This window comes from Ruegeria sp. N10 (genome assembly GCF_056531545.1).
In genome coordinates this window covers 45,248-70,599 of sequence record NZ_JBQFLY010000010.1, presented here as the reverse complement: position 1 = coordinate 70,599, position 25,352 = coordinate 45,248, and the positions used below count along the sequence as shown (strand labels likewise).

The following is a 25,352-nucleotide window of genomic DNA, read 5'->3' as shown; positions in this document are numbered from 1 at the left end:
TTAACCGACAAGCAGCAAACGGAGGAATACGTAATGAACCGTCCGACGGATCCGCATTCATTGACGCAAGCAGCAACGCCTGTTGGTACCCATGCCGGTTATATGCCCGGCTTTGGCAACGACTTTGAAACCGAGGCGCTGCCCGATGCGCTGCCGCAGGGGATGAACAGCCCGCAAAGGTGCAACTACGGACTTTACGGTGAACAGCTGAGCGGCACGGCCTTTACCGCCAACCCGCCTGAACGCACCTGGTGCTATCGTATTCGCCCGTCGGTAAAGCATTCGCACCGTTACGAAAAGATCGACTTGCCCTATTGGAAATCGGCCCCGTGCATCGACCCGGACGTGATCAGCCTGGGCCAGTATCGCTGGGACCCGGTGCCGCATTCCGATGAAGGTCTGAACTGGATGACCGGGATGCGGACCATGACGACGGCCGGGGATGTGAACACCCAGGTTGGCATGGCCTGCCACATTTATCTGGTTACCGAATCCATGGTCGACGACTATTTCTTCTCGGCTGATTCCGAGTTGCTGGTGGTGCCACAGGAAGGGCGACTGCGCTTTGCGACTGAACTGGGAATCATTGACCTTGAGCCCAAGGAAATCGCGATCATCCCGCGTGGACTGCTGTACCGGGTTGAAGTTCTGGAAGGCCCGGCACGTGGCTTTGTGTGCGAGAATTACGGCCAGAAGTTTGAACTGCCGGGTCGCGGCCCGATCGGGGCCAACTGCATGGCCAACCCGCGCGATTTCAAAGCTCCGGTCGCTGCCTATGAGGATCGTGAAACCCCGTCGACCGTGACGATCAAATGGTGCGGCCAGTTTCACACCACGAAAATCGGACACAGCCCGCTGGATGTGGTGGCGTGGCACGGCAATTATGCGCCCTACAAATACGATCTGCGCAATTATTGCCCGGTCGGCGCGATCCTGTTTGACCATCCCGACCCGTCGATCTTTACCGTTCTGACGGCGCCCTCGGGCCAGCCCGGCACCGCAAATATTGACTTTGTCCTGTTCCGCGAACGCTGGATGGTGATGGAAGACACGTTCCGCCCACCGTGGTATCACAAGAACATCATGTCGGAACTGATGGGCAACATCTACGGTCAATATGATGCGAAACCGCAGGGCTTCGTTCCCGGTGGCACCAGTCTGCACAACATGATGATCCCGCATGGCCCCGACAGGGAAGCCTTTGACAAAGCATCCTATTCCAATCTGGGGCCGGAAAAGCTGGACCAGACGATGTCGTTCATGTTCGAAACCCGGTTCCCCCAGCACCTGACGCCGTTTGCCGCCAATGAGGCACCGTTGCAGGACGACTATATCGATTGCTGGACATCGCTAGAGAAGAAGTTCGACGGCACACCGGGCAAGAAGTGACCCTCAGACTGGGTTACCCGGACAGCACCCGTCCTGATGGCGATGAACATACCCATTCCGGTTGCAGGCGTACTGTCGCTGCAACCGGAAAACAAAGACGGGGCCTTGGCAGCCGACCTGCCGCAACCGCGCCCGTTCTGGGCTTTGGCGCCTGTCTTTCAGGGGTTATGATCGTTTCGAACCACGTACCAAGTACAACAAAATAGGGGCAAAATATGCCTTTGATGAAATCCTGGGTGGCCTCGGCCAACGACGCGGCGCATCCGTTTCCACTGAACAACCTGCCTTACGGTGTCTTCTCGACTGAAGGCGATGATCCACGCTGCGGTGTGGCCATTGGCGACATGATCCTGGACGTTACCGCGGCCGAAGCCGAAGGCCTGATCACCCTGACCGATGAACCGCTGTTCGATCTGCCGTTCTGGAACCCCCTGATGGAAGAAGGCCCCGCTGTCTGGACCGCCCTGCGTGAGCGGCTGATCAGCCTTCTGGCGGACGGCTCGGACGAACAAAGCAAGGTCGAACCGCTGCTTGTACCACAGGCCGAAGCCGAGATGCACTTGCCCTTCGCGGTCAGCGAATACACCGATTTCTATGCCGGGCGGAACCATGCCTTCAACGTGGGCACCATGTTTCGTGGCCCGGAAAACGCGCTGCCGCCGAACTGGTTGCACATTCCGATTGGTTATAACGGACGGGCGTCCTCGGTCGTGGTGTCCGGCACGGATATCCGTCGCCCTTGGGGACAGCTGAAATCCCCCGATCAGGACCTGCCCGCCTTCCTGCCCAGCCGCCGCTTTGATATCGAGTTGGAGATGGGTGCGATTGTCGGCACGCCCTCGGATGGCCCGATCACGGTTCAGGAAGCTGACGACCACATCTTCGGCTACGTTCTGCTGAACGACTGGTCGGCACGTGATATACAGGCCTGGGAATACCAGCCGCTGGGTCCGTTTCAGGCCAAGGCAACCGCAACCTCGATCAGCCCTTGGATCGTGACCAAGGCAGCCCTCGAGCCGTTCCGCTGTGATACGCCAGCCCGCGAGTTCGCGCTGCTGGACCACCTCAAGGATTGCGGCCCGATGCTTTATGACATCGATCTGGCCGTCACCATGGCACCCGAAGGCAAAGACGTCACGACCATCGCGCGGACCAACTACAACCAGATGTATTATTCCGCCGCGCAACAATTGGCCCACCACACCACATCGGGATGCCCGATGAACACCGGCGACCTGCTGGGGTCAGGCACCATATCCGGACCAACCAAGCCCGAACGCGGATCGTTGCTGGAACTTAGCTGGGGTGGGAAAGAGCCGCTGACGCTGAACACAGGTGAAACCCGCACCTTCATCGAAGACGGCGACACGATGACCCTGACCGGCGCGGCCAGGGGCGACGGCTATACGATCGGGTTCGGCGACTGCACCGGCACCGTTCTGCCTGCACTCAATTCCCCATTCGAGCGATGACGCACTGAGCTTCATCTTTTCCCAAATACTCCCGCCGGAGGCATCCAATCCCTGCCTTCCGCGCAACCGCAAAAGGACAAAACCAAGATGGCCAAAGCATTCGCGTCCCAGGGGGACATGTCGGAAAAGAAAATCTCGTTCACCGAAGTGGGCGAGGGGCTCTATGCTTTCACCGCCGAGGGCGACCCGAACTCGGGCGTGATCATCGGCGATGACAGCGTGATGATCGTCGAGGCGCAGGCGACCCCGCGCCTGGCCAACAAGGTGATCGAATGCGTGCGGTCTGTGACCGACAAGCCGATCACCCACGTGGCCCTGACCCATTATCACGCTGTACGGGTTTTAGGTGCCAGCGCTTTTGGAGCACAACAGATCCTGATGTCCGACATGGCCCGCGCCATGGTGGTTGAACGCGGTCAGGAAGACTGGGACAGCGAATTCCAGCGCTTCCCGCGCCTGTTCGAAGGGCATGAAAGCATCCCCGGCCTGACCTGGCCCACAACCACATTCAGCGACACGATGACCGTTTATCTGGGCAACCGCCGGATCGACCTGATGCATCTGGGGCGCGCCCATACCGCCGGTGATATCGTCATCCATGTGCCTGACCAGAACGTGATGTTCACCGGCGACATCGTCGAATATCACTCGGCCTGCTATTGCGGCGACGGGCATTTCAGCGACTGGGGCGACACGCTGGACGAGATCAAGTGGTTCGATGTCGACGCCATCGCACCGGGACGCGGCGACGCGCTGGTTGGCAAGGACATGGTCAATGCCGCCATCGAAAACACCCGCGATTTCGTCGAAAGCACCTACCGCCCCGCAGCCAAGGTTGCGGCGCGCGGTGGCAGCCTGAAAGAGGCATGGGACGCAGTCCGCGCCGAATGTGACCCTAAATTCGCCAGTTACGCGATCTACGAACACTGCCTGCCGTTCAACGTCGCCCGCGCCTATGACGAAGCCCGCGGTATCGACACGCCTCGCATCTGGACCGCCCAACGCGATCTTGAGATGTGGGAGGCCCTGCAGGGGTAAGGAAAAACGGCCCAGTTTGATCCAGATCGTTTTAGGCGGCGGGATTCAGTGAAACCATATGCCAAAGGTTTCGGCACGTGCTGCCGGGGCACAGGACATGCAGCACTTTGGCGCATCTGCTTGGGGGGAAGCCCATGAACAAGATCTTTGAAACTCCGCTTTACGGCTATGAACGCAGCCCCGATCAGGACAGCCCGACGCCGGTTCGGCACAAGGTTATCGTGATCGGCGCGGGTCCGGTTGGTCTGGCCGCCGCGATTGATCTGGCGCAGCAAGGGGTCGACGTCGTGGTTCTGGACGAGAATGACAAGGTCAGTTTCGGCAGCCGCGCCATCTGTTTCTCGCAACGCACGCTGGAAATTGCCGACCGGCTGGGATGCGGACGCCGACTGGTCGACAAGGGCGTCCTGTGGGATCGGGGCAAGGTGTTCTTCGATGACCGACAGGTCTATGACTTCAACCTGCAACCGGAACAAGGTTATGCCAACCCTGCCTTCATCAACCTTCAGCAATACCATTTTGAGAACTATTTCGTTGAACGGGTCCGCGAGTTGCAGGCAGAAGGCGCACCGATTGAGATACGCGGGCGCAACAAGGTCGAGGCGATTGGCACGCATGACGATCACGTGCGGCTGGAGGTCGGGACGCCCGAAGGACCTTACACAATCGAAGCCGATTGGCTGATTGCCTGTGATGGCGCGACCTCCCCCGCCCGGCGGATGTTGGGCATTGATTTCGAAGGACGGATTTTCGAAGACAACTTCCTGATTGCAGACGTGATCATGGATGCGGATTTTCCGTCTGAACGCTGGTTCTGGTTCGATCCGCCGTTCAATCGGGGGCAATCCGCATTGTTGCATAAACAGCCCGACAATGTATGGCGCATCGACTTGCAGCTGGGTTGGGATATCGACAAGGAACGCGAAAAGCGCCCCGAGAACGTGATCCCCCGCCTCAAGGCAATGCTTGGGGATGATGTCGAGTTTGAGCTGGAATGGGTCTCGATCTATACGTTCCAGTGCCGTCGCATGGAAAGCTTCCGCAAGGGCCGTGTCCTGTTTGCGGGCGACAGCGCGCATCAGGTCAGCCCCTTTGGCGCGCGCGGGGCCAATTCCGGCCTTCAGGACACCGACAACCTGTGTTGGAAACTGAAGCTGGTTCTGGATGGGAAAGCACCTGAAACTCTGCTGGACAGCTACAACGCCGAACGCGTGTACGGGGCCGATGAGAACATCCTGAATTCCAGCCGGTCGACCGATTTCATCACCCCGAAATCCGAGATGTCGCGGATCCTGCGCGATGCGGTACTGGACCTGAGCGAGCATTATGACTTCGCCCGCCCGCTGGTGAATTCTGGCCGCCTGAGCCAGCCCTGCACCTATGATGGAACTTCGCTGAATTCTGCGGACGCGCTGAACGGCCCCGCCGGAACGCGACCGGGTTCGGCCTGTCCCGACGCTCCGCTTGGTGACGAGTTTCTGCTGCCCAAGCTTGCAGGCAAGTTCACGCTTCTGACCATCGATGCAGACGCCCCTGATACCCTGGAAGAAGATGGGATCGAGGTCACGCGACTGGCGCTGTCGATCAAGGATGATATGACGCTGGCCCTGAAACGCCGCTATCTGGGCGACGCGACCAGCGCAGTCTACCTGATCCGCCCGGACCAGCATGTGGCCGCCCGGCGTGACAGTTACGAAGAAAACACCTTCCGGCACGCGATCCGCAGAGCCTGCGGTAAGGAGTAAGCCCTATGTCAGACCTGATCCTAACCCCGAACATCAAAGACGCCGATGACTTCTATGCCGAACTTCTGGCCGCACATGAGGGCCTGGAAAAAGCCGACAGCGACGCGCTGAATGCGCGGCTGGTACTGGTGCTGGCCAATCACATCGGTGACAGTACGGTGCTGACGGACGCCCTTCGCGCTGCCGCTTTGACTGACAGTTGACAGGCCCGGGCGTGAGCGAGGTCGTTCTTTATGACTATTGGCGATCCTCGGCCAGTTACCGGGTGCGGATCGCCCTGAATCTGGCCGGGATCGCGTATCGCCCGGTTGTTGTCGATCTGGTCGGCGGCGCACAAAAGAGTGATGAACATATCGCTCGAAACCCGCAGGGCTTTGTGCCGGTTCTGGATATTGACGGGCTGCGGTTGACGCAATCGCTGGCCATCCTCGACTATCTGGACCGGACCCGGAAGCTGAACCTTCTGCCTGATGATCCGGCGGAACGCGCGCGTGTTCAGGCGCTGGCTTATGCGATCGCCGTCGACATCCACCCAGTCTGCAACCTTTCCGTTGCGCGCTATGCCACCACCCTGAGCCATAACGCCCCCGACATGCCCGGCGACTGGATGCGGCATTTCATCAAACCCGGGTTGCAGGCGTTCGAAACCATGTTGGGGGATTTCGAACAGACCCCCTATTGTGTTGGGTCAAAGCCCGGTCTCGCCGACCTCTGCCTGATCCCGCAGATTTATAACGCACGCCGGTGGCAGGTTGATCTGTCGGATATGCCCCGCCTGTTGCGGGTTGAAGAGGCCTGCGCCGATCACCCCGCCTTTGTCGCGGCGCATCCCGACGCACATGCGCCGCACTAAACCTGCACAGACCCTGTTTGCATGTGCAGCTAGGTTTTTTTCCTTTTAGGCCTTAGCTTTGAGCCAACAAAGCAGACGAGGTTCCTATGCCCGAGATCACCGGCTATCACGCCCATGTCTATTTCGACGCCGACACGCAGGACACCGCGCGACAGGTCTGTGAAGAGGCGGCCCGCCTGTTCCCTGTTCAAATGGGCCGGATGCACGCCCGAAACGTCGGCCCCCATTCGCGCTGGAGCTGCCAGCTGGGCTTTGCTGCAAGCGCATTCGACCAAGTCATCCCATGGCTGATGCTGAACCGGCAGGGCCTGACGGTCTTCACGCATCCTGAAACCGGTGAACATCTGGAGGATCACCGCGACCGCGCGCTCTGGATGGGTGAGATGCTGGCGTTGGACCTGTCGATCTTCGACAATCTTTAACCCAGCGCCCGTGCCTGATCCCGCAGAACAAATTTCTGCACCTTGCCGGTTGATGTCTTGGGCAGGGTGCCGAACACCACCGTTTTGGGTGCCTTGAAGTGGGCCATGTGGTCGCGACAGAAGGCGATAAGCTCTGCCTCGGTTGCGGCTGCGCCGGGTTTCAACTCGACAAAGGCGCAGGGCGTTTCGCCCCATTTCTCATCGGGACGGGCCACCACGGCGGCCTCCATCACCGCCGGATGCTTGTAGAGGATGCCTTCGACCTCGACAGATGAGATATTTTCGCCGCCCGAGATGATGATGTCCTTTGAACGGTCCTTGAGCGCGATATAGCCATCGGGGTGCATGACACCCAGATCACCGGACGCGAACCAGCCACCGTGAAAGGCCTTATCGGTAGCGTCGGGATTCTTGAGGTATCCTTTCATCACCACGTTGCCCTGCATGAATATCTCACCCATGGTTTCGCCATCAGCCGGAACCGGTTCCAGCGTTTCCGGGTCGGCCACCATCAGTCCGGACAACGCTGTATAGCGCACCCCTTGCCGCACCTTGAGGGCCGCGCGGTCTTCAGGCCCTTTGCTGTTCCATTCGTCTTTCCATGCGCAGACAACCGAAGGCCCATAGGTTTCGGTCAGGCCATAGACATGCGTGACCTCGACACCCATCGCCTCCATCGCTTCGATCACGGCCGCAGGCGGCGGGGCACCTGCCGTCATCACCTTGATCTGGTGGTCAAAGTCCTTCAACTCATCCGGAGCGTGGGCCAGCATGTTCAGAACGATCGGCGCACCGCAGAAATGGGTCACTTTCTCGTCCCGGAAAGCAGCATAGATCGGTTCGGCCCGCACCGCGCGCAAGCAAACGGAAACACCTGCATTGGCTGCCATGGCCCACGGGAAGCACCAGCCGTTGCAGTGGAACATCGGCAGGGTCCACAAATAGACCGAATGCCTGGGCATATCCCAGTCCAGCAAATCCGACTGTGCGTTCAGGGTCGCGCCGCGATGGTGGTAAACCACGCCCTTGGGGTTGCCCGTGGTGCCCGAGGTATAATTCAATGTGATCGCGTCCCATTCGTCCGCTGGCAGTGACCAGTCAAACGCGGGGTCGCCTTCGGCCAGCAGGGCATCATAGGTCAGGCGGCCCAGCTTTTCACCGCCGTCGAAGGTGGGGTCTTCGATATCGATGACCAGAATGTCATGATCGACCTGTTGCAGCGCATCTTTCACCACATCCGAAAACTCGGGGTCAACTAGCAGCGCCTTGGCTTCGGCATGGTTCAGGATGAATGCGACAATCGGCGCATCCAGCCGCGTGTTGATTGCGTTCAGAACAGCGCCCGTCATGGGCACGCCAAAATGCGCCTCGTACATTTCCGGGATGTTGGCCGCGATAATCGACACGGTGTCACCCCGTCCAATACCGCGCGCAGTCAGTGCGCTGGCCAGACGCCGGCAGCGGGCATAGGTTTCGGCCCAGGTATACCGGCGATCCCCATAGACCACGGATGGGTAATCCGGGTAGACCTGCGCCGTCCGTTCAATGAACGTAAGGGGCGACAGGGGTGTGTAATTCGCCCGGCATTTGTCCAAATGACGCTCGTAGATATGTGTCGCTGCCATCCGCTGTCCTCCCGAAACGCAGTTTGGGCGAATTGAGCACAAAGTTCGCGTTCTGACAAACCCGTAGAAATACGGCGGCAAAATCGACTGGCAATACGGGATGATACGATCTGGCCCTATCTACAGCAGGGCTTTCGCGGTGATCTGAAGCATCTTAAACACATGCTGGGATGTGGTATTCCCATATCCCGCGCACCGCTTCCTCACTGAAAGGACATGTCATGGACGGCACGTTCAACGAAAACGATCTTTCCCGCGTAGTCGAGGCTGACCGCGCCCATATCTGGCACCATCTGATCCAGCATAAACCCTTTGAAACCAATGACCCACGCATCATTGTCGAGGGCAAGGGCATGCGTGTCTGGGACCAGAAAGGCAAAGAGCATCTGGATGCCGTTTCCGGCGGCGTCTGGACCGTCAATGTCGGCTATGGCCGCGAATCGATCTGCAAGGCGGTTTACGACCAGCTGATGAAGCTGTGCTATTTCGCCAATTCGGCCGGTTCGATCCCGGGTGCGCTGTTTGCCGAGCAACTGATCGACAAGATGCCGGGCATGAGCCGCGTCTATTACACCAATTCAGGTTCCGAAGCGAACGAGAAGGCGTTCAAGATGGTGCGCCAGATCGCGCACAAAAAATACGGCGGCAAGAAAACCAAGATCCTGTACCGCGACCGGGACTATCACGGCTCGACGCTGGCGACCATGTCGGCAGGCGGTCAGGACGAGCGCACAGCGCAATACGGCCCCTTCGCACCTGATTTCGTCCGCGTGCGGCATTGCATGGAATATCGCAAGCACGAGCTGGACGGCGCACCCGAAGAGAATTTCGGCGAATGGGCCGCAGATCAGATTGAAGCCGTCATCCTGCGTGAAGGCCCCGACACCGTTGGCGCCCTGTGCCTTGAGCCGGTGACAGCGGGCGGCGGTGTGATCGAAGCGCCTGAAGGATACTGGCAGCGCGTGCAGGAGATCTGCAAGAAATACGATGTGCTGCTGCATATCGACGAGGTTGTCTGTGGCGTGGGCCGCACCGGCACATGGTTCGGGTACCAGCAATACGGTATCAAGCCCGATTTCGTGACCATGGCCAAGGGCGTTGCATCGGGTTATGCCGCGATTGCCTGCATGGTCACCACCGAGGAAGTCTTTGACTTGTTCAAAGACGATGCCGCGGACCCGATGAACTATTTCCGCGATATCTCGACCTTTGGTGGGTGCACCGCTGGTCCGGCAGCGGCCATCGAGAACATGCGCATCATTCAGGATGAAAACCTGTTGCAGAACTGCACGGACATGGGCGCGCGTATGACGAACAACCTTCTGGCGCTGATGGACAAGCACAAGGTCATCGGCGATGTGCGCGGCAAGGGCCTGTTCCTGGGGGCCGAACTGGTTGTGGATCGTGGCACCAAAGAGCCGGTGGACGAGAAACTGGCGCAGGCCGTTACCGCCGACTGTATGGCGCAGGGCGTGATCATCGGCGTCACCAACCGCTCGATCCCCGGTCGCAACAACACGCTGTGCTTCTCGCCTGCGCTGATCGCTACGGCCGACGACATCGACCAGATCACCGACGCGGTTGACGGCGCGCTGGGGCGTGTGTTCGGGTAAGATCACCGATATTGGCTAAAAAGAAACCGGCGCGTGTTGCGCCGGTTTTTTTGTCGGGATGCCGGTCGTGAATGTGTACGCTCAGCCGTGATTATTCGGCCGCAACACCAACCTTTTCGCCAGTTGCGATCAGGCTGTCCGGAAGAACGAATGCAACCAGAACAAAGACGGCACCCAGTGCGATACCGAGGATATCGCCGGACAGTGACAAAACACCTTCGTAAGTGGATCCCGGAACTGTACCCAAGGTGACTTTGCCGCCAGCAATTTCATCGAGCAGGCCCGTGGCCTTCCAGGCCGGATATGTCGCCATATAGGCCGCAGCGCCTAACAAACCGCCGACGATGAAGAACAAGGCGTCACGGCGACCGGACGCAGCGGCGCAGACCCCTGTTCCCGGACAGTAGCCCGATGCAGCCCAGCCCGCACCCAGTAACAATCCGCCAATGAAGACACCAACATAGGCCGATTTCACCGACATATGGCCGACATCCACAAACCCCAGCATCTGCCCGCCGAACATGAGGATCGAACCGGTTCCGATTGCCAGGAGGATCGTTTTCATCAGCTGGAGTCGACGCAGTGTCAGCATGCCCACAATCCAATTTGGATTCGCTGCGCCAATCCGGTCAAGTACGGCTCCGAAAGCGGCGCCAATGATGATCGCAAGAATGATTTCCATCGCCTTATCCTTTCCGGTAGATCAGCATTGCCGTAGGAATTGCCGCTGCAAATGCCCCGGCTGCAAAGATGTAGCCTGACAGGGCAGTCTGCATCATACCGGACATCATGTGACCGGATGTGCACCCACCTGCCAACCTGGCGCCATAGAGGACGACAAAGCCGCCCAATAGCGCGACCAGGTTTCGGGCCAAGGGCGTATCGCCATAGTTTTCGCGCCAGATCATGGGCAGCTTGCCCTCGCCGCGTTCCAGACCACCTCGCGCCTTGACCGACAAGTACGCGCCCGCGGCCATAGCCAAAACGAAGACAAAGCTGTAGTTCAACGGATTGGATACGTATTTGGCGTATTTGCCATTGGATTTCGCCATGTATGCGTTGGTTGAACTGTAACCGTCATCCGTCTGTGTTACGAATTCTGAATTGACGGTGTCCGCGATAATTCCGTCAAGGATGACGAATTGGGTCGAAACACCGATCGGCTTCACCAGAAGAACTGCCCCGAAGAACACGAGCCCTAGCAGAACACCTCCAACTTTCCAGTTTAGTGTCATGATTTCACCCTTGTCACTTATATTCATAAAATCATATATAATGTGATCCGAGGAATGTTACATGATCTAGATCAAACCGGTCATGCCTGAAACTGGTTGGCGTCATCCCAACGCAGAAGGGATGGATGCCCTGATCCAAGAGGCGCTTGGAATGCGCCGCGTGTTGCAACAAAAAAGACCGCCCCAAGGGGACGGCCTTTCTTTCACTGTCTCTTTTCAGAGGTTCAGGCAGCCAGAGCAGCCTGAGCTTTGGCGACGATCGCGCCGAACGCTTCCGGTTCGTGCACGGCCAGGTCGGCCAGAACTTTGCGGTCCACTTCGATACCGGCCAGGTTGAGACCGTTGATGAAGCGGGAATATGTCAGAGCCTCGTCATGGCTGCGCACAGCAGCGTTGATCCGCTGGATCCACAGCGCGCGGAAGTTGCGCTTGCGGTTCTTGCGGTCACGGGTCGCGTACTGGTTGGCCTTGTCGACGGCCTGAGTTGCGACTTTGAAGTTGCTCTTGCGACGACCATAATAGCCTTTTGCGGCCTTGATGATCTTCTTGTGACGGGCGTGAGTTACGGTTCCACCTTTAACGCGGGACATCTCTTACATCTCCTCTTAGCGGTCGTAGGGCATGTAGCCCTTGACGATCTTTGCGTCGGGGGCGGACAGGGTGGTGTTGCCACGGGCATCGCGGATGAATTTCTTGGTCCGCTTGATCATGCCGTGCCGTTTGCCGGCCTGGCCAGCAAGGACCTTACCGGTCGCAGTCACCTTGAAGCGCTTCTTGGCGCTTGATTTGGTCTTCATCTTAGGCATTTCCGTCTCCTTTTCCGGGTTCGGTTTCAGACGCGACTCGGCATGCCATCTCGGCCGGTCACGCGATCAGAAGCGCCGTTTACGCAAGTTCGGTCATACTGGCAAGGGGGTTTGGACCAGAATCTATGCTTTTTGCAGGCTGGTCAGGCACCGGGGCGACACAGGCCGCCCCGGTAATTGGACTTAGTGTTCGAATTTGCGGATTTCACCGCTCTTCAGCCTTGCGGAGTAGGACGCCAGTTCCTGCCGCACCACTTTCATCAGGAAGTAGAGGGCAAAGACGTTCACAACCGCCATCGCAAAGATCGCCGCATCCGAGAAGTCGATAACCGGACCGAGGTTGGCTGCAGCGCCGATCACCACGAAGACGCAGAAGATGATCTTGAAGATCAGCTCTTTTGTGTGACCTTCTCCGAACAGGTAGGTCCAGGCCTTCAGGCCATAGTAGGACCAGCTGATCATTGTCGAGAAGGCAAACAGGATCACCGCGATCGCAAGGATGTACGGGAACCAGCTGAACGCGCTGGCAAAGGCGGCAGAGGTCAGGCTGACGCCGGAATTGCCACCCACTGTTGCGATGGCGGAACCCGCCTCGTTCAGCATGTAGTTGCCGGTTTCAGGGTCGATGATCAGCTGTTGCGTGATGATGATCACCAGTGCCGTCATGGTACAGATCACGACGGTATCGATGAACGGTTCAAGCAGCGATACAAAACCCTCGGTGATCGGTTCCTTGGTCCGAACCGCCGAGTGCGCAATCGCCGCCGAGCCAACGCCCGCCTCGTTCGAGAATGCCGCGCGCTTGAAGCCCTGGATCAGCGCGCCGACCATGCCCCCTGCTACGCCCAGCCCCGTGAAGGCACCGGCAAAGATCTGACCAAAGGCCCAGCCGATCATGTCCGCATTCATCGCAATGATGACCAGTGCGGTGGCGACATACAGCACACCCATGAACGGCACGACCTTTTCAGTCACCCGAGCGATGGATTTCAGACCGCCAACAATGACCATGAACACGACCGCGGCAAAAACAATACCGGTAATCCAGCCCGGATAGTCGCCAACGATACCGGCGATCTGCTGATGCGCCTGGTTAGCCTGGAACATGTTCCCGCCGCCCAACGCGCCCAGAATACAGAAGATCGAGAACAGCACCGCCAGGATCTTACCACCGGGCAGGCCCAACTCGTCAAAGCCCTTGGACATGTAATACATCGGGCCACCTGAAACGGTGCCGTCTTCGTATTCATTGCGGTATTTCACGCCCAGCGTACATTCGGTGAACTTCGATGCCATGCCCAGAAGACCCGCAAGGATCATCCAGAAGGTTGCGCCTGGCCCACCGATGCCAATGGCAACGGCCACGCCCGCGATGTTCCCCAGGCCCACAGTGCCGGACAGCGCTGTGGCCAATGCCTGAAAGTGGCTGACCTCGCCCGCGTCGTTGGGATCGGAATAGTCACCTTTGACAAGGCTGATCGCGTGACCAAAGAACCGCAACTGCACAAGCGCGAAATACAGCGTGAAAACCGATGCAGCGATGACCAGCCACATAACGATCCACGGAAAGCTGGTTCCGGGCAGCGGTGCAAAGATGAAGCTGACAAACGGTCCGGTCAGGTTTGCAAAGGCCTGATTGATTTTTTCGTCCAGTCCCGGCGCCTCTTGCGCAAGGGCAGGGCTGGCGGCAATGGTGGCGGCCGTTACGGCGCCAAGTGTTTTTAGCGTTCTCATTTTAGCCCTCCCCTCAGTTCACGACCGTAACCGGAACGTCGGCATGCATCACCAGATATTGCGTCGAACTGCCGAACAGGCGTTTCTTGATCCCGTCCGCAGATGCCCGGCCCACGACGATTTGCGAGCCTCCGTTTTCGACAGTGATGGCGTTCAGCGTTTCCGCCACATCGCCATGGCGCACAATGCCCTGCGCCTCGAAACCCGCTGCCCTGAGGGCCTCTACGGCAGGTGTCACGACACGCGACAACGCCAGATCAACCTCTTCTTCGCGGCGCTTGTGGCGCTGGGCGTTTTCTTCAGGTGTCTGGAATGTGTAAGGTGACCATTCGATCACATAAGCGACCAGCAAATCGCACGTTCCGATCAGCTTTGCCAAATCCTTGGCAAAGGCAATCGCACGCTCGCCGGTTTCAGTCCCGTCGAGTCCTATGACAATCTTTGTTGTCATTTCGTTCCTCCGTTTTTGTTGTTAAGGCCGGGGCCCACGCCCCCGGCAGGGCGGCCGGAACTTGGAACTTTTCAACAAGACCACCCTTTGGTAAGTATTAGGAAATTTCACTAGGAATTGGAGATTTTTTTGGGCCATTTTCAGTGTAATTTATCGAATTGCGCCAAAAATACAGGGAATATTACTGATTAGCAGAGATTTAGACAATATCGATCAACGCATCCTGTACGAGCTGGAGGCCAATGGCAGGCTCTCGATAGTTGAGTTGGCGGCGCGCGTGAACCTGACCAATACGCCCTGTTCCGAGCGTGTAAAACGACTTGAGAAGAATGGCTATATAAAAGGGTACAGAGCCGTCGTCGACAAGGAAAGGATGGGGCTGGCGCTGCTAACCGTGGTGCAGGTATCCCTGGTCGCAACTGCGGAACAATCCCTTGTGAAATTCAATGAGGCTGTTCGGAATGTGTCGGAAATCGAAAGCTGCCTGATGGTGGCGGGCTCGTTTGATTATCTTCTGACCGTTCGAACGCGCGATATTGCGCATTTCCGGCTGGTTCTGGGCGAGAAGATCAACAAGCTGCCGGGGATACATCAGACCAGCTCTTTTACAGTTATGGAGATTGTAAAAGAGCCGGTTGGCTGACACGACACTCGGGCCCGAGTGTCGGGGTGCGGTTATTCCGGATCCGTGCTGTAGATCAGCCGTTCATCACAAGGGGCCACGCGCAGAATGTTAGTCGTGCCCGGTACGTTGAAGGGGACACCGGCCGTAACCACGATCTGGTCGGTTTCGGTTGCAAACCCCCCTGCCCGCGCCGCGCGGGCCGCGTTGACCACGGCACTTTTGAACCGCTGAAGTTCGGGCGTCATAACGCAATTGCACCCCCAGCTCAGGCAAAGCCTGCGCGCGGTCCCCATCAACGATGTCATCGCGATGATCGGAACACCGGGACGTTCGCGGGCTGTCAATGAGGCGGTCGTTCCGCTTTGCGTAAAGCAGCAGATGGCTTTGATATCGGTCTTTTCAGCAATCTCTCGGGCGGCCGCGACGATGGCATCGGCCACAGTGCTTCCTTTTGCCGTGCGGGACGCGGCGATGATCTGGGAATAGGTCGGGTCGGCCTCGACCTCGATGGCGACCTCATTCATGGTCTGCACAGCCTCAACCGGATAAGCACCTGCCGCCGATTCCGCGCTGAGCATAATGGCGTCCGTGCCCTCATAGATCGCGGTGGCCACATCCGACACTTCGGCACGGGTGGGCATCGGGCTTTCGATCATGCTTTCCAGCATCTGGGTGGCGACAATGACCGGCTTGGCGGCACTACGGCACTTGCGGACCAGCCTCTTCTGAATGGGCGGCACCGCGGATACCGGCAGTTCCACGCCCAGATCGCCCCGCGCCACCATGATCCCGTCCGAGGCATCGAGGATGTCGTCGAACGCCTCGACCGCGGCGGGCTTTTCGATCTTCGACAGGATCGCGGCGCGTCCATCAGCCAGCGCGCGGGCCTCGAACACATCTTTCGCACGCTGAACAAAGCTCAACGCCAGCCAATCGACACCCAGTTGGCACACAAACTCCAGATCATCACGGTCCTTCGCCGACAAGGCCGCCAGCGGCAGCACCACATCCGGGACGTTCACGCCCTTGCGATTCGAGATCGTACCGCCGACTTCGACCGTGCAATTGGCAAAGTCCTGACCGCAATCCTGAACGATCAGACGGATCTTGCCGTCATTGACCAGAAGGCGCGCGCCCGGTTCAAGGGCCGCGAATATCTCGGGGTGCGGCAGGCACACGCGGGTGGTGTCGCCGGGGGCTGGATCAAGGTCCAGACGGAACGCCGCGCCCTCTTCCAGCTCCTCCGTATCATTTGCAAAAACACCAACCCGCAGCTTGGGGCCCTGAAGATCGGCCAGAATGGCAATTGGGCTGTCCAGATCCTTTTCAACCCGCCGAATGATCCTGTGGCGTTCACGTATCTCATCATGGCTGCCGTGGCTCATGTTCAGACGGAACACATCCGCCCCGGCCTCGTGCAGGGCACGAATGGTGTCATAGTCGCTGGACGCCGGTCCCAGCGTCGCCACGATTTTTACATTCCTCAGGCGTCGCATTGGTCTTGACCTCCTCATGCCGGTTCAGATCACGCAGATCAGCTTTTGCAAAATGTTACCGCAAACACTGCTATGGCGCTTATTGCGCAATTCCCTTTTTAAAGCAACTGCCCTACACCTGCGACAAACTAGATGACAGGCTTATGACTTACACCCCGTTTTTCGTTCACGGCGCGGATCGCCCGTCCCGGTGGCTGATCACATGCGACCACGCAACCAACACCGTCCCCCCCGAGGTCAACGACGGAGACCTTGGCCTGCCACGCGAGGATATGGAGCGCCATATCGCCTATGATGTCGGAGCGTATGAGGTATCAAAACATCTGGGCGAGATTCTGAACGCACCGGTGATTGCCGCCAACTTCTCGCGCCTCGTAATCGACCCGAACCGAGGGGAAGATGACCCCACGCTGTTGATGAAACTGTATGACGGGTCGATCATCCTCGGCAACCGCCATGCCGATGCCGCCGAGCGCGAACGCCGCCTGGACATGTGTTATCGCCCCTACCACACAGCGTTGGCCGAGATGGCGGCACTGCCACATGCGGTAATTGTGTCGATGCATTCCTTCACGCGCCAGTTGCGCGGACGTGATCCGCGTCCGTGGCACATTGGCGTATTGCACACCCCAGACGAGCGGTTTTCGCGCCCTTTGATCAACCGGCTGCAACAGGAAGATGACCTGTGCGTTGGTGTCAATGAACCCTATACCGGCGTTTTGCCAGGTGACGCGATTGACAAGCACTGCACCGCTTTTAGCCGCCCCAATGCATTGATCGAGCTGCGCAATGATCTGATTGCCGACCATGCCGGTCAACGGCATTGGGCCGAGCGGCTGGCGGTAATCCTGCAAGATGCGCTGGACGCCAGCGACCTTTGACCGCAAGGTTTGCTGGGGCATTCCGCCCCTCACGCCATTGTGAGCAATGCCCCTGATCCCCATATAATGCGGGAAAGGGGATCGTCATGACACAGGAGTTTCTGACAACGTTTTTTGGTTGGATGGCCGCGCTTAATATCGCGGTATTGCTGTTCACCACCGTCATGATTCTGCTTTTGCAGGACTGGATCGCTGGCATTCACGGCAGGATGTTTCAGATGGATCGCGCCGACGTGAAACGAGCCTATTTCAGATTTCTTGCCAACTACAAGATCCTGACACTGATCTTTTGCATCGTGCCCTGGCTGGCCTTGAAACTGATGTAGGTAGCACTGACCACAAGCACCGTTGTTGTAACGACACGGCAGGATTGTTACGTCAGAAGAAACACACACTGCCTTCCGGAGCCACAAGATGGACAAGCAAACCGAAATCGAACTTCAGGCTGCCGCCTTTCGTCGGCTGAAAAAGCACCTGATGGAAGACCGCACCGATGTGCAGAACATCGACATGATGAATCTGGCCGGGTTCTGCCGCAACTGCCTGTCGCGCTGGTATCAGGAAGCGGCCAATGAAAAGGGGATCGAGATGGGCAAGGACGAGGCCCGAGAACTTTTCTACGGCATGACCATGGATGAATGGAAAGCCAATTATCAAACCGAGGCCAGCGCTGAAAAACAGGCCGCCTTCAAGATCGCGTTTGAAGAGAATGTAACAAAAAAGGGCTAGGTCCAATGCGAAAAAGGCCCGCCAGATTGGCGGGCCTTTTTCTTTAGATCGCCGCCTTGCGGCTTTCGTCCAGATAAATCTCGCGCAGGCGTTTTGCAATCGGTCCCGGCGTACCGTCACCCAGCGCAACTCCGTCGATTTCAACCACAGGCATCACAAAGGCGCTGGCCGAGGTGGTGAATGCTTCATCAGCCTCTTTGGCTTCGTCGATGGTGAACAGACGTTCTTCGATTTCCATCTGCGCCTCAGCCGCCATGCGCAACACGGCCTTTCGGGTGATGCCGTGCAGAATGTCGTTGGATAGCGGGCGAGTGACAATCTTGCCGTTTTTGACGAAATAGGCGTTGTTGCTGGTGCCCTCGGTCACAAAGCCGTCCTCGACCAGCCATGCGTCGTCGCAACCTGCCTTCTTGGCCATCATCTTGCCCATCGACGGGTAGAGCAATTGCACCGTTTTGATGTCGCGCCGGCCCCAACGGATGTCTTCGATCGAGATGATCTTGGCGCCTTTCCTGGCCGCCGGGCTGTCAGCCAGCCCGGGCTTGTTCTGCGTGAACAAAACGAGGCTGGGCTTGGTATCTGCCGACGGAAACACGAAATCCCGGTCGCCATCGCTGCCGCGCGAGACCTGCAAATAGACCAGACCTTCCTCGATGCCGTTCAGCTCAATCAGCTTGCGGTGGATCTCCAGCAGTTCGTCCTTGGTGCAGGGCTCCGCCATCTCCAGCTCGTCCAGCGAGCGCTTCAGACGGACAGAGTGACCTTTGAAGTCGATCAGCTTGCCGTCCAGCACACTGGTGACTTCGTAAACCGCGTCCGCAAACAGGAAGCCACGGTCAAATATGGAAACCTTGGCCTCGGTCTCCGGCAGGTATTCGCCATTTACGTAAACGGTACGGGTCATATTCGTCTCCTCAACCCCAAAGTGCGGCCGCAGGCGGGTGCACTCCGGCGTCGTCAAAATCCAGCGGGGTGTCGCGGTCTTCGGCCAACAGAAGCGGACCGTCAAGGTCCGTTACCATCGCACCCTGTGCCAGCAATGTCGCAGGTGCCATGGCAAGCGAGCTGCCGACCATGCATCCCACCATAATGTCATAACCTTCGGCAATCGCTGCCTTGCGCAACTCCAGCGCCTCGGTCAGGCCCCCGGTCTTGTCGAGCTTGATGTTGATGACATCATATTTACCCTTCAACTTGGGCAGGCTGGCACGGTCATGGCAGGATTCGTCAGCGCAGACTGGCACCGGGCGCTTCATCCCGATCAATGCATCGTCATCTCCTGCGGGCAAAGGCTGTTCCACCAATGCCACGCCCAGCCGCACCAGATGCGGGGCGAGGTCGGCGTAAACCTCGGCCGACCAGCCTTCGTTTGCATCCACAATGATCTTGGAATTCGGAGCACCGGCGCGCACCGCCTCAAGCCGGGGCATATCATCGGGCGTGCCCAGCTTGATCTTCAGAAGCGGGCGATGCGCGTTCCCGGCGGCCTGCGCCTGCATTGCCTCGGGGGTGTCCAGCGACAATGTATAAGCGGTGATCTCGGGGCCGGGCTTGGGCAGACCCGCCAGGTCCCAGGCGCGCTTGCCAACACGTTTGCACTCCAGATCCCACAGGGCACAATCCACGGCGTTCCGCGCGGCGCCTGCAGGCAGCAGATCCGTCAGCGTCTGGCGGGTGACATCCGCGGGCAGACCGGCAATCTCAGCCTCAACAGACTCGAGCGTTTCGTCATAACGCGCGTAAGGAACGCATTCGCCCCAGCCGTGATGGCTTCCGTCCGAAACCCGAACCGTCAGCACCTTTGCTTCGGTCCGCGACCCGCGCGAGATGGTGAAGACCTGCGCCAGCCGGAACACATCGCGAGAAACCTCAATCTGCACGCACCCGCTCCTTCATCTTTTCCCAAATACTCACGCCGGAGGCGGAACAGTCCGCCACCGGCGCGTTGTTCAGATCATATTGCGGCCAGCGCGTCCACCAGCTTGCCCGAACCAAAACGGAACGGGTCGGTCGCAGGCAAGCCCATATCCTCTTCGATCTTGGCCAGATAGGCGGTCGCGTCTGCCTCGGACATGTGCTGGGTGTTGACCGAAACGCCAACAACCTGACAATCCGGGTTTGCCACCTTGGCCAGCGCCAGCGCGGTGTCGCGCAGGGCTTCCAATGTTGGCAGTTGATAGGTTGGCAAGCCGCGCATATGCGCACGGGTCGGTTCATGGCTCAGGATCAGGGCGTCCGGCTGGCCGCCATGGATCAGTGCCATGGTCACGCCGGAATAGGATACGTGGAACAATGACCCCTGCCCTTCGATCAGGTCCCAGTGATCATCGTCATTGTCCGGTGTCAGCCATTCGACCGAACCCGCCATGAAGTCAGCAATGACTGCATCCAGCGGCACACCGTCACCGGTGATCAGGATGCCGGTTTGGCCGGTCGCGCGGAAGGTCGATTTCATCCCGCGCTCACGCATCTCGGCGTCCATCGCCAGCGCGGTGTACATCTTGCCAACCGAACAGTCTGTTCCGACGGCCAGACACCGCTTGCCCTTGCGCTTGATCCCGTTTGCAATCGGATAATTGATTTCAGGCACCCGCACGTCGTGCAGTTTCCGTCCTGTTGCTTCGGCAACCGCTACCAGGTCCGGCTCATCCCGCAGCAGGTTATGCAACCCCGAGGCCAGGTCGAACCCTTCCTCAAGCGCCATGACCAGAACCTTTTTCCAGTCCTGGCTGATCACACCGCCGCGGTTTGCCACACCGATCACCAGTGTCTTGGCACCGGCTTCCTTCGCTTCGGTCAGGGTCATGTCAGCCAAGCCCAGATCGGCCTTGCAGCCGTCCATTCGATACTGGCCCACGGCGTTTTCCGGACGCCAGTCCTTGATCCCAACAGCCACTTTGGCCGCCAATTGGTCGGGCGCATCGCCCAGGAACAGCAGGTACGGTGTCTCGATCATTGCGGTCACTCCTTTGATTCCGGGGCAGGCTAGAGAAGCGGTAAAACGAGCGCTTCGCGTTTTGGCCCGTCAACCACGGCCTATGCGCGAGTTTCTTGCGCAGTGTTCTCGATGTGCGCAAAAATCTTCGAAGTTTTTAAAGTGATTAAACTTTAATCACCCCACTTGGGCAGTTTTGAAGCTGCTTTCTGCAACCGCATTGCCGCATGTGCACAATCGCTCTTGCGCCGCACCGCGCAATTTAATACCTCATTGAGCAGGAAAATCGTAATTTCATTACTCAGACGAGGTCCAGATGAGCTTTCGCATCCAACCTGCCGCACCGGCGCGTCCCAATCGCTGTCAGCTGTTTGGCCCGGGGTCGAACACCAAACTGTTCCCGAAGATGGCAGCATCCGCCGCAGATGTGATCAACCTCGATCTTGAAGACTCGGTTGCGCCTTCGGACAAGGATACGGCCCGCGCCAATGTCATCGAAGCACTGAACACCGTGGACTGGGGCAACAAATACATGTCCGTTCGCATCAACGGATTGGACACCCCGTACTGGTATCGCGACGTTGTCGATGTACTGGAACAGGCGGGCGACCGTCTGGATCAGATCATGATCCCCAAAGTCGGCTGCGCGGCGGATGTCTATGCGGTAGACGCACTGGTCACTGCCATTGAACGCGCCAAAGGTCGTGCCAAACCGATCAGCTTCGAGGTTATCATCGAATCCGCAGCTGGCATCGCCCATGCCGAAGAAATCGCGGCCTCCTCGCCCCGTTTGCAGGCTATGAGCCTGGGAGCTGCGGATTTTGCTGCCTCGATGGGGATGCAAACCACCGGCATCGGCGGCACGCAGGAAAACTATTACATGCTGCACGAGGGTGCGAAACACTGGTCCGATCCATGGCACTGGGCACAGGCCGCCATCGTTGCCGCATGCCGCACCCATGGCGTGCTGCCAGTCGACGGGCCCTTCGGTGACTTCAGCGATGACGAGGGGTACATTGCGCAGGCCAAACGTTCGGCCACGCTGGGCATGGTGGGCAAATGGGCCATCCATCCCAAGCAGATCGCGCTGGCCAATCAGGTGTTCACCCCCTCGGAAGAAGCCGTGTCAGAGGCCCGCGAAATCCTCGCCGCGATGGAGCAAGCCAAAGCCAATGGCGAAGGTGCGACGGTTTACAAAGGACGTCTGGTCGACATCGCTTCGATCAAGCAGGCCGAGGTGATCGTGGCACAGGCCGAGTTGATCGCGGCCAACGGCTGATGCACAATAAAAAAGGCGCCCGACCCGGCGCCTTTTTCCAACTTTGTTCTGGTATCACCGCCCAAAAACAGCATTCGGCGTCCAGGTGAACCTTTCGCCCTTTTTACCCGACTTCATCATCAGGCAGGATGTTCCAAGCTTTTGGAAATAGATGATCTTGAGCGGGTACCACCCTGCCTTGGGCACTTCGACTTCGGTCCGCTGGTTGGCCTCACAACCCTGAATACCCGTGACATAGCCTATATTTTGGCCTCCGACGAATGCTTCTATCCCGTCATTCGACCAGGTTTCCAACTCGTAAACCCCAGGCGAGTCGAACCGCATATATCCCGTAATCTCGGCAGCAACATTGTAAGCGCCGTCGAATGTCATGACATTGTCACCCTGACTGGTGTCCCTGTAATCCAGTCCCTGCAGCGGTTGCCCAGGCTGCGCTTTGGACAGCATGCTTTTTGCCTGACTCAGATCGCGGATCTTCTTGTGTTGATTGCCTGTGCCAATGTACTTCACATTCAGCCCCGCCTTCGGAGAAGGCTGCGGGTTGGCAGGTTGCAGTTTCAGCGGGGCAGACAAGGCGGCCCCGGCAACCACTGACAAGGCAACTGCGGCCGCCACTGTTCGAACGCGTTTCATCGTAATCTCCCTGTTTGCGTGCCGTTCTGGCTGGGCATATCCCAAGGCAACGTCATTTCCATGACTTTAGGCTGTGAGTTTTCGCCCTGCAAGAGAGTGTGCCTTCACAATTCAAGACGTCACGCTCGCAAATTCTTGGGTGAATCCATGACCACATAGGATGTGATCGAGGTGACATGCGGCAGGGTCCCCAACACCTCGGTATGGAAGGTCTTGTAAGACGGCAGGTCTGCACATTCGACCCGCAGCAGGTATTCGATTGTTCCCGTGATGTTGTGGCATTCGACAACTTCCGGGGCTAGTTGGAGCGCTCGTTCAAACCCCTCCTGCGCGGCCTTCGTATGCTCGCCCAGCCCTACACCAATATAAGCGACAAAGCCGATACCCATCGCCGCCGGGTCCAGAACCGCGCGATACCCCGTGATCACCCCGGCCCGCTCAAGTTCTTGCACACGGCGCAGGCAGGCCGAAGGGGAAAGGCCCACACGCTCAGCCAGATCCAGATTGCTGATCCGTCCGTCACGGGTCAGCTCCTGCAATATCTGGCGGTTTATTCTGTCATTCTTCATCATTGATTGCACAACTACAGGAAACACGCACAAAAAAGCAATTTCATTTGCCGCAGAGCGGACAATACTTCGCGCCATGACTTATGACATCCTGATGGCCCTGATCGCCTTTGCCTTCGTAACCTCGATTACACCGGGGCCGAACAACCTGATGCTGATGGCTTCGGGGGCAAATTTCGGCTTTCGACGTTCGATTCCGCATATGCTGGGCATTGGGCTTGGCTTTACCTTCATGGTGCTGCTCGTCGGATCTGGTCTGGTGCAGGTCTTTGATCGGTATCCCGTCAGCTATTCAGTGCTGAAAATCCTGTCGGTGATTTATCTGCTCTATCTGGCCTGGAAGATTGCACATGCCGCGCCGGCAAGCAGCGCCGAGGTGACCGGAGTGCCGATGACATTCCTGCAAGCCGCAGCGTTTCAATGGGTAAACCCAAAAGCCTGGGCCATGGCCCTGACCGCCACCACGGCCTATACACCGGATCGGACGATGTATGCGATTGCCATCGTTGCGTTTGTCTTCGGAGCCGTCAACTTACCGTCCGTCAGCACATGGACCGTTCTGGGACAGCAGATGGCGCGGATGCTGACAAACCCGCGCCGATTGGTTGTCTTCAACTGGACAATGGCTGTGCTGCTTGTGGTTTCGCTCTACCCCGTGCTTTGGCCGGAATGAGTTTCCCCATAAGTCGATTTCAGCGATTGTTCTGCTGGGCATGTCGGGAATGTGCTGGCAAGAGAAAGAATCTCTTAATCTGATCAACGGCTTTTGACATGAACGATGCCGCTTCAGTGTCATCTAGTTGCATCTGAGGCCAGCCAGCGGCATATAGCTAGGAAATTTCACGCAGATGAGGCGTCATGACCCAGTATCTGGATTTCGAAAAACCGCTGGCCGAAATTGAAGGCAAAGCTGAAGAGCTGCGCGCGCTGGCCCGTGCCAACGAAGAAATGGATGTGGCAGAAGAAGCCGCCGCGCTGGATGCCAAAGCCTCCAAGCTGCTGGATGAACTCTATCGCGACCTGACACCCTGGCGGAAGTGCCAGGTGGCGCGTCACCCGGAGCGCCCGCATTGCAAGGATTACGTGGACGCATTGTTCACCGAGTTCACCCCGCTGGCCGGTGACCGGAACTTTGCCGACGATCTCGCCGTTATCGGTGGTCTTGCGCGCTTTAACGATCAGCCGGTGATGGTGATCGGCCACGAAAAGGGCAGCGATACCAAGTCGCGGATCGAACGCAATTTCGGGATGGCCCGCCCCGAAGGCTATCGCAAGGCAGTTCGTCTGATGGAGATGGCCGGGCGTTTTGGACTGCCTGTCATTACCTTGATCGACACTGCTGGCGCCTATCCGGGCAAAGGAGCAGAGGAACGCGGCCAATCCGAAGCGATTGCCCGGTCGACCGAAATGTGTCTGAAAATCGGCGTGCCGCTGGTTTCGGTCATCATCGGCGAAGGCGGCTCGGGCGGCGCTGTGGCGTTTGCGACCGCAAACCGCGTGGCGATGTTGGAGCATTCGGTCTATTCGGTGATCTCGCCGGAAGGCTGCGCATCGATCCTGTGGAAAGATGCCGAAAAGATGCGTGAAGCGGCCGAGGCGCTGCGTTTGACCGCTCAGGATTTGCACAAGCTGGGCGTATGTGACCGGATCATCCCGGAACCCAAGGGTGGCGCACATCGCGATCGACCGGCAACGGTTGAGTCGGTGCGCGCGGCCATCACCGCCATGTTGACTGAACTGGACGGCAAGGATGGGGCGGCCCTGATAAAGGACCGCCGTCAGAAATTCCTTGATATCGGGTCGAAGGGGCTGGCGGCGTAAC

General features: G+C 58.3%; 29 protein-coding genes. 16 read left to right on the top strand and 13 right to left on the bottom strand.

The window, feature by feature from the left end; genetic code table 11:
- Window positions 1-33: 33 nt before the first annotated feature.
- The 8 genes from hmgA (at window position 34) to ACR0JI_RS14075 (ending at window position 6,919) form a co-directional block, all read left to right on the top strand.
- Window positions 34-1,389, top strand: coding sequence for a homogentisate 1,2-dioxygenase (gene hmgA / locus ACR0JI_RS14110; RefSeq protein ID WP_267365046.1), 1,356 nt, complete (start codon window positions 34-36; stop codon window positions 1,387-1,389).
- 36 nt (window positions 1,390-1,425) lie between these two features.
- Window positions 1,426-1,560, top strand: coding sequence for a hypothetical protein (locus tag ACR0JI_RS14105; protein WP_480473942.1), 135 nt, complete (start codon window positions 1,426-1,428; stop codon window positions 1,558-1,560).
- A 44-nt stretch (window positions 1,561-1,604) separates the two neighbouring features.
- Window positions 1,605-2,861, top strand: coding sequence for a fumarylacetoacetase (fahA, locus tag ACR0JI_RS14100; protein ID WP_480494717.1), 1,257 nt, complete (start codon window positions 1,605-1,607; stop codon window positions 2,859-2,861).
- A gap of 87 nt (window positions 2,862-2,948) precedes the next feature.
- On the top strand, window positions 2,949-3,899 hold the full coding sequence (locus ACR0JI_RS14095) for an MBL fold metallo-hydrolase (RefSeq protein WP_209598814.1): 951 nt from the start codon (window positions 2,949-2,951) through the stop codon (window positions 3,897-3,899).
- 134 nt (window positions 3,900-4,033) lie between these two features.
- Complete coding sequence (locus tag ACR0JI_RS14090; RefSeq protein WP_480494719.1) at window positions 4,034-5,644, top strand: FAD-dependent oxidoreductase; 1,611 nt, start codon at window positions 4,034-4,036, stop codon at window positions 5,642-5,644.
- Between the two features lie 5 nt (window positions 5,645-5,649).
- Window positions 5,650-5,847, top strand: a complete 198-nt coding sequence (locus tag ACR0JI_RS14085) for a DUF2783 domain-containing protein (RefSeq protein WP_480494721.1) — start codon at window positions 5,650-5,652, stop codon at window positions 5,845-5,847.
- Between the two features lie 11 nt (window positions 5,848-5,858).
- The gene (gene maiA / locus ACR0JI_RS14080) at window positions 5,859-6,497 is read left to right on the top strand and encodes a maleylacetoacetate isomerase (protein WP_480494723.1); all 639 of its coding nucleotides are present in this window, start codon (window positions 5,859-5,861) and stop codon (window positions 6,495-6,497) included.
- A gap of 86 nt (window positions 6,498-6,583) precedes the next feature.
- Window positions 6,584-6,919 carry a DOPA 4,5-dioxygenase family protein gene (locus tag ACR0JI_RS14075; RefSeq protein ID WP_480494725.1) on the top strand — a complete coding sequence of 112 codons (336 nt, stop codon included), beginning with the start codon at window positions 6,584-6,586 and terminating at the stop codon, window positions 6,917-6,919.
- Here ACR0JI_RS14075 and ACR0JI_RS14070 read toward each other — a convergent pair.
- Entirely contained in the window at window positions 6,916-8,544 is a 1,629-nt protein-coding gene (locus ACR0JI_RS14070; protein ID WP_480494727.1) for an acyl-CoA synthetase, read from the bottom strand. The two genes, ACR0JI_RS14075 and ACR0JI_RS14070, sit on opposite strands and share 4 nt — an antisense overlap.
- A 221-nt stretch (window positions 8,545-8,765) precedes the next feature.
- On the opposite strand from ACR0JI_RS14070, the gene ACR0JI_RS14065 reads away from it, so the two are divergent.
- A complete protein-coding gene (locus ACR0JI_RS14065) occupies window positions 8,766-10,157 on the top strand; it encodes an aminotransferase family protein (RefSeq protein ID WP_480494729.1) in 1,392 nt (463 codons plus the stop codon).
- Between the two features lie 91 nt (window positions 10,158-10,248).
- Here the strand turns inward: ACR0JI_RS14065 and ACR0JI_RS14060 are convergent, their stop codons facing one another.
- The 6 genes from ACR0JI_RS14060 to ACR0JI_RS14035 form a co-directional block, all read right to left on the bottom strand.
- A complete protein-coding gene (locus tag ACR0JI_RS14060) occupies window positions 10,249-10,839 on the bottom strand; it encodes a YeeE/YedE thiosulfate transporter family protein (protein ID WP_480494731.1) in 591 nt (196 codons plus the stop codon).
- 4 nt (window positions 10,840-10,843) lie between these two features.
- On the bottom strand, window positions 10,844-11,392 hold the full coding sequence (locus tag ACR0JI_RS14055) for a YeeE/YedE thiosulfate transporter family protein (protein WP_480494733.1): 549 nt from the start codon (window positions 11,390-11,392) through the stop codon (window positions 10,844-10,846).
- 224 nt (window positions 11,393-11,616) lie between these two features.
- On the bottom strand, window positions 11,617-11,982 hold the full coding sequence (rplT, locus tag ACR0JI_RS14050) for a 50S ribosomal protein L20 (protein WP_039523695.1): 366 nt from the start codon (window positions 11,980-11,982) through the stop codon (window positions 11,617-11,619).
- Between the two features lie 15 nt (window positions 11,983-11,997).
- Complete coding sequence (rpmI, locus tag ACR0JI_RS14045) at window positions 11,998-12,198, bottom strand: 50S ribosomal protein L35 (protein ID WP_010443552.1); 201 nt, start codon at window positions 12,196-12,198, stop codon at window positions 11,998-12,000.
- Window positions 12,199-12,381: 183 nt separating this feature from the next.
- Window positions 12,382-13,932, bottom strand: a complete 1,551-nt coding sequence (locus ACR0JI_RS14040) for an alanine/glycine:cation symporter family protein (RefSeq protein ID WP_480473949.1) — start codon at window positions 13,930-13,932, stop codon at window positions 12,382-12,384.
- A gap of 13 nt (window positions 13,933-13,945) precedes the next feature.
- Window positions 13,946-14,383 carry a universal stress protein gene (locus ACR0JI_RS14035; RefSeq protein ID WP_480473950.1) on the bottom strand — a complete coding sequence of 146 codons (438 nt, stop codon included), beginning with the start codon at window positions 14,381-14,383 and terminating at the stop codon, window positions 13,946-13,948.
- Window positions 14,384-14,519: 136 nt separating this feature from the next.
- On the opposite strand from ACR0JI_RS14035, the gene ACR0JI_RS14030 reads away from it, so the two are divergent.
- Window positions 14,520-15,026 (top strand): winged helix-turn-helix transcriptional regulator, encoded by a 507-nt coding sequence (locus ACR0JI_RS14030; RefSeq protein ID WP_480519514.1) that lies wholly within the window; start codon window positions 14,520-14,522, stop codon window positions 15,024-15,026.
- Between the two features lie 32 nt (window positions 15,027-15,058).
- On the opposite strand, the gene pyk is transcribed toward ACR0JI_RS14030, so the two are convergent.
- Window positions 15,059-16,504 carry a pyruvate kinase gene (pyk, locus tag ACR0JI_RS14025; RefSeq protein ID WP_480473951.1) on the bottom strand — a complete coding sequence of 482 codons (1,446 nt, stop codon included), beginning with the start codon at window positions 16,502-16,504 and terminating at the stop codon, window positions 15,059-15,061.
- Window positions 16,505-16,647: 143 nt separating this feature from the next.
- On the opposite strand from pyk, the gene ACR0JI_RS14020 reads away from it, so the two are divergent.
- The 3 genes from ACR0JI_RS14020 to ACR0JI_RS14010 all read left to right on the top strand — a co-directional run bounded on the left by ACR0JI_RS14020 (window position 16,648) and on the right by ACR0JI_RS14010 (window position 18,114).
- The gene (locus tag ACR0JI_RS14020) at window positions 16,648-17,385 is read left to right on the top strand and encodes an N-formylglutamate amidohydrolase (protein ID WP_480473952.1); all 738 of its coding nucleotides are present in this window, start codon (window positions 16,648-16,650) and stop codon (window positions 17,383-17,385) included.
- An 86-nt stretch (window positions 17,386-17,471) separates the two neighbouring features.
- Window positions 17,472-17,711: a DUF6868 family protein gene (locus tag ACR0JI_RS14015; protein ID WP_480473953.1), complete on the top strand. Its 240-nt coding sequence runs from the start codon at window positions 17,472-17,474 to the stop codon at window positions 17,709-17,711.
- Between the two features lie 88 nt (window positions 17,712-17,799).
- Entirely contained in the window at window positions 17,800-18,114 is a 315-nt protein-coding gene (locus ACR0JI_RS14010; protein ID WP_480473954.1) for a DUF1244 domain-containing protein, read from the top strand.
- A 43-nt stretch (window positions 18,115-18,157) separates the two neighbouring features.
- Here the strand turns inward: ACR0JI_RS14010 and ACR0JI_RS14005 are convergent, their stop codons facing one another.
- The 3 genes from ACR0JI_RS14005 to dgcN form a co-directional block, all read right to left on the bottom strand.
- Window positions 18,158-19,018 (bottom strand): D-amino-acid transaminase, encoded by an 861-nt coding sequence (locus tag ACR0JI_RS14005; protein ID WP_480494735.1) that lies wholly within the window; start codon window positions 19,016-19,018, stop codon window positions 18,158-18,160.
- Window positions 19,019-19,028: 10 nt separating this feature from the next.
- A complete protein-coding gene (dgcA, locus tag ACR0JI_RS14000; RefSeq protein WP_480494738.1) occupies window positions 19,029-19,994 on the bottom strand; it encodes an N-acetyl-D-Glu racemase DgcA in 966 nt (321 codons plus the stop codon).
- Window positions 19,995-20,068: 74 nt separating this feature from the next.
- Window positions 20,069-21,070, bottom strand: a complete 1,002-nt coding sequence (gene dgcN, locus ACR0JI_RS13995; RefSeq protein ID WP_480473957.1) for an N-acetyltransferase DgcN — start codon at window positions 21,068-21,070, stop codon at window positions 20,069-20,071.
- Window positions 21,071-21,365: 295 nt separating this feature from the next.
- Here dgcN and ACR0JI_RS13990 point away from each other — a divergent pair, with 295 nt between their 5' ends.
- Entirely contained in the window at window positions 21,366-22,328 is a 963-nt protein-coding gene (locus ACR0JI_RS13990; RefSeq protein WP_480494740.1) for an L-malyl-CoA/beta-methylmalyl-CoA lyase, read from the top strand.
- A gap of 54 nt (window positions 22,329-22,382) precedes the next feature.
- Here ACR0JI_RS13990 and ACR0JI_RS13985 read toward each other — a convergent pair whose 3' ends face one another.
- Together ACR0JI_RS13985 and ACR0JI_RS13980 are read right to left on the bottom strand one after the other, a co-directional pair.
- Window positions 22,383-22,961: a PA14 domain-containing protein gene (locus tag ACR0JI_RS13985; protein WP_480473959.1), complete on the bottom strand. Its 579-nt coding sequence runs from the start codon at window positions 22,959-22,961 to the stop codon at window positions 22,383-22,385.
- Window positions 22,962-23,080: 119 nt separating this feature from the next.
- The gene (locus ACR0JI_RS13980; protein WP_480473960.1) at window positions 23,081-23,533 is read right to left on the bottom strand and encodes an Lrp/AsnC family transcriptional regulator; all 453 of its coding nucleotides are present in this window, start codon (window positions 23,531-23,533) and stop codon (window positions 23,081-23,083) included.
- Between the two features lie 73 nt (window positions 23,534-23,606).
- Between ACR0JI_RS13980 and ACR0JI_RS13975 the strand changes: the two genes are divergently transcribed.
- The gene (locus ACR0JI_RS13975; RefSeq protein WP_480494742.1) at window positions 23,607-24,203 is read left to right on the top strand and encodes a LysE family translocator; all 597 of its coding nucleotides are present in this window, start codon (window positions 23,607-23,609) and stop codon (window positions 24,201-24,203) included.
- Between the two features lie 185 nt (window positions 24,204-24,388).
- Window positions 24,389-25,351: an acetyl-CoA carboxylase carboxyltransferase subunit alpha gene (locus ACR0JI_RS13970; RefSeq protein ID WP_480473962.1), complete on the top strand. Its 963-nt coding sequence runs from the start codon at window positions 24,389-24,391 to the stop codon at window positions 25,349-25,351.
- Window position 25,352 lies beyond the last annotated feature (1 nt).

Excerpts from the sequence above, each read along its gene's own strand:
- ACR0JI_RS13985 (WP_480473959.1), bottom strand. The coding sequence starts at position 22,961 with ATGAAACGCGTTCGAACAGTGGCGGCCGCAGTTGCCTTGTCAGTGGTT.
- ACR0JI_RS14010 (WP_480473954.1), top strand. The coding sequence starts at position 17,800 with ATGGACAAGCAAACCGAAATCGAACTTCAGGCTGCCGCCTTTCGTCGG.
- ACR0JI_RS14090 (WP_480494719.1), top strand. The coding sequence starts at position 4,034 with ATGAACAAGATCTTTGAAACTCCGCTTTACGGCTATGAACGCAGCCCC.
- ACR0JI_RS14035 (WP_480473950.1), bottom strand. The coding sequence starts at position 14,383 with ATGACAACAAAGATTGTCATAGGACTCGACGGGACTGAAACCGGCGAG.
- ACR0JI_RS14075 (WP_480494725.1), top strand. The coding sequence starts at position 6,584 with ATGCCCGAGATCACCGGCTATCACGCCCATGTCTATTTCGACGCCGAC.
- ACR0JI_RS14020 (WP_480473952.1), top strand. The coding sequence starts at position 16,648 with ATGACTTACACCCCGTTTTTCGTTCACGGCGCGGATCGCCCGTCCCGG.
- ACR0JI_RS13975 (WP_480494742.1), top strand. The coding sequence starts at position 23,607 with ATGACTTATGACATCCTGATGGCCCTGATCGCCTTTGCCTTCGTAACC.
- dgcN (WP_480473957.1), bottom strand. The coding sequence starts at position 21,070 with ATGATCGAGACACCGTACCTGCTGTTCCTGGGCGATGCGCCCGACCAA.
- ACR0JI_RS14105 (WP_480473942.1), top strand. The coding sequence starts at position 1,426 with ATGGCGATGAACATACCCATTCCGGTTGCAGGCGTACTGTCGCTGCAA.
- ACR0JI_RS14065 (WP_480494729.1), top strand. The coding sequence starts at position 8,766 with ATGGACGGCACGTTCAACGAAAACGATCTTTCCCGCGTAGTCGAGGCT.
- rplT (WP_039523695.1), bottom strand. The coding sequence starts at position 11,982 with ATGTCCCGCGTTAAAGGTGGAACCGTAACTCACGCCCGTCACAAGAAG.
- rpmI (WP_010443552.1), bottom strand. The coding sequence starts at position 12,198 with ATGCCTAAGATGAAGACCAAATCAAGCGCCAAGAAGCGCTTCAAGGTG.
- ACR0JI_RS14040 (WP_480473949.1), bottom strand. The coding sequence starts at position 13,932 with ATGAGAACGCTAAAAACACTTGGCGCCGTAACGGCCGCCACCATTGCC.
- ACR0JI_RS14060 (WP_480494731.1), bottom strand. The coding sequence starts at position 10,839 with ATGGAAATCATTCTTGCGATCATCATTGGCGCCGCTTTCGGAGCCGTA.
- ACR0JI_RS14085 (WP_480494721.1), top strand. The coding sequence starts at position 5,650 with ATGTCAGACCTGATCCTAACCCCGAACATCAAAGACGCCGATGACTTC.
- ACR0JI_RS14095 (WP_209598814.1), top strand. The coding sequence starts at position 2,949 with ATGGCCAAAGCATTCGCGTCCCAGGGGGACATGTCGGAAAAGAAAATC.
- ACR0JI_RS14055 (WP_480494733.1), bottom strand. The coding sequence starts at position 11,392 with ATGACACTAAACTGGAAAGTTGGAGGTGTTCTGCTAGGGCTCGTGTTC.
- fahA (WP_480494717.1), top strand. The coding sequence starts at position 1,605 with ATGCCTTTGATGAAATCCTGGGTGGCCTCGGCCAACGACGCGGCGCAT.
- ACR0JI_RS13980 (WP_480473960.1), bottom strand. The coding sequence starts at position 23,533 with ATGATGAAGAATGACAGAATAAACCGCCAGATATTGCAGGAGCTGACC.
- ACR0JI_RS14015 (WP_480473953.1), top strand. The coding sequence starts at position 17,472 with ATGACACAGGAGTTTCTGACAACGTTTTTTGGTTGGATGGCCGCGCTT.
- pyk (WP_480473951.1), bottom strand. The coding sequence starts at position 16,504 with ATGCGACGCCTGAGGAATGTAAAAATCGTGGCGACGCTGGGACCGGCG.
- ACR0JI_RS13990 (WP_480494740.1), top strand. The coding sequence starts at position 21,366 with ATGAGCTTTCGCATCCAACCTGCCGCACCGGCGCGTCCCAATCGCTGT.
- ACR0JI_RS14070 (WP_480494727.1), bottom strand. The coding sequence starts at position 8,544 with ATGGCAGCGACACATATCTACGAGCGTCATTTGGACAAATGCCGGGCG.
- ACR0JI_RS13970 (WP_480473962.1), top strand. The coding sequence starts at position 24,389 with ATGACCCAGTATCTGGATTTCGAAAAACCGCTGGCCGAAATTGAAGGC.
- hmgA (WP_267365046.1), top strand. The coding sequence starts at position 34 with ATGAACCGTCCGACGGATCCGCATTCATTGACGCAAGCAGCAACGCCT.
- ACR0JI_RS14005 (WP_480494735.1), bottom strand. The coding sequence starts at position 19,018 with ATGACCCGTACCGTTTACGTAAATGGCGAATACCTGCCGGAGACCGAG.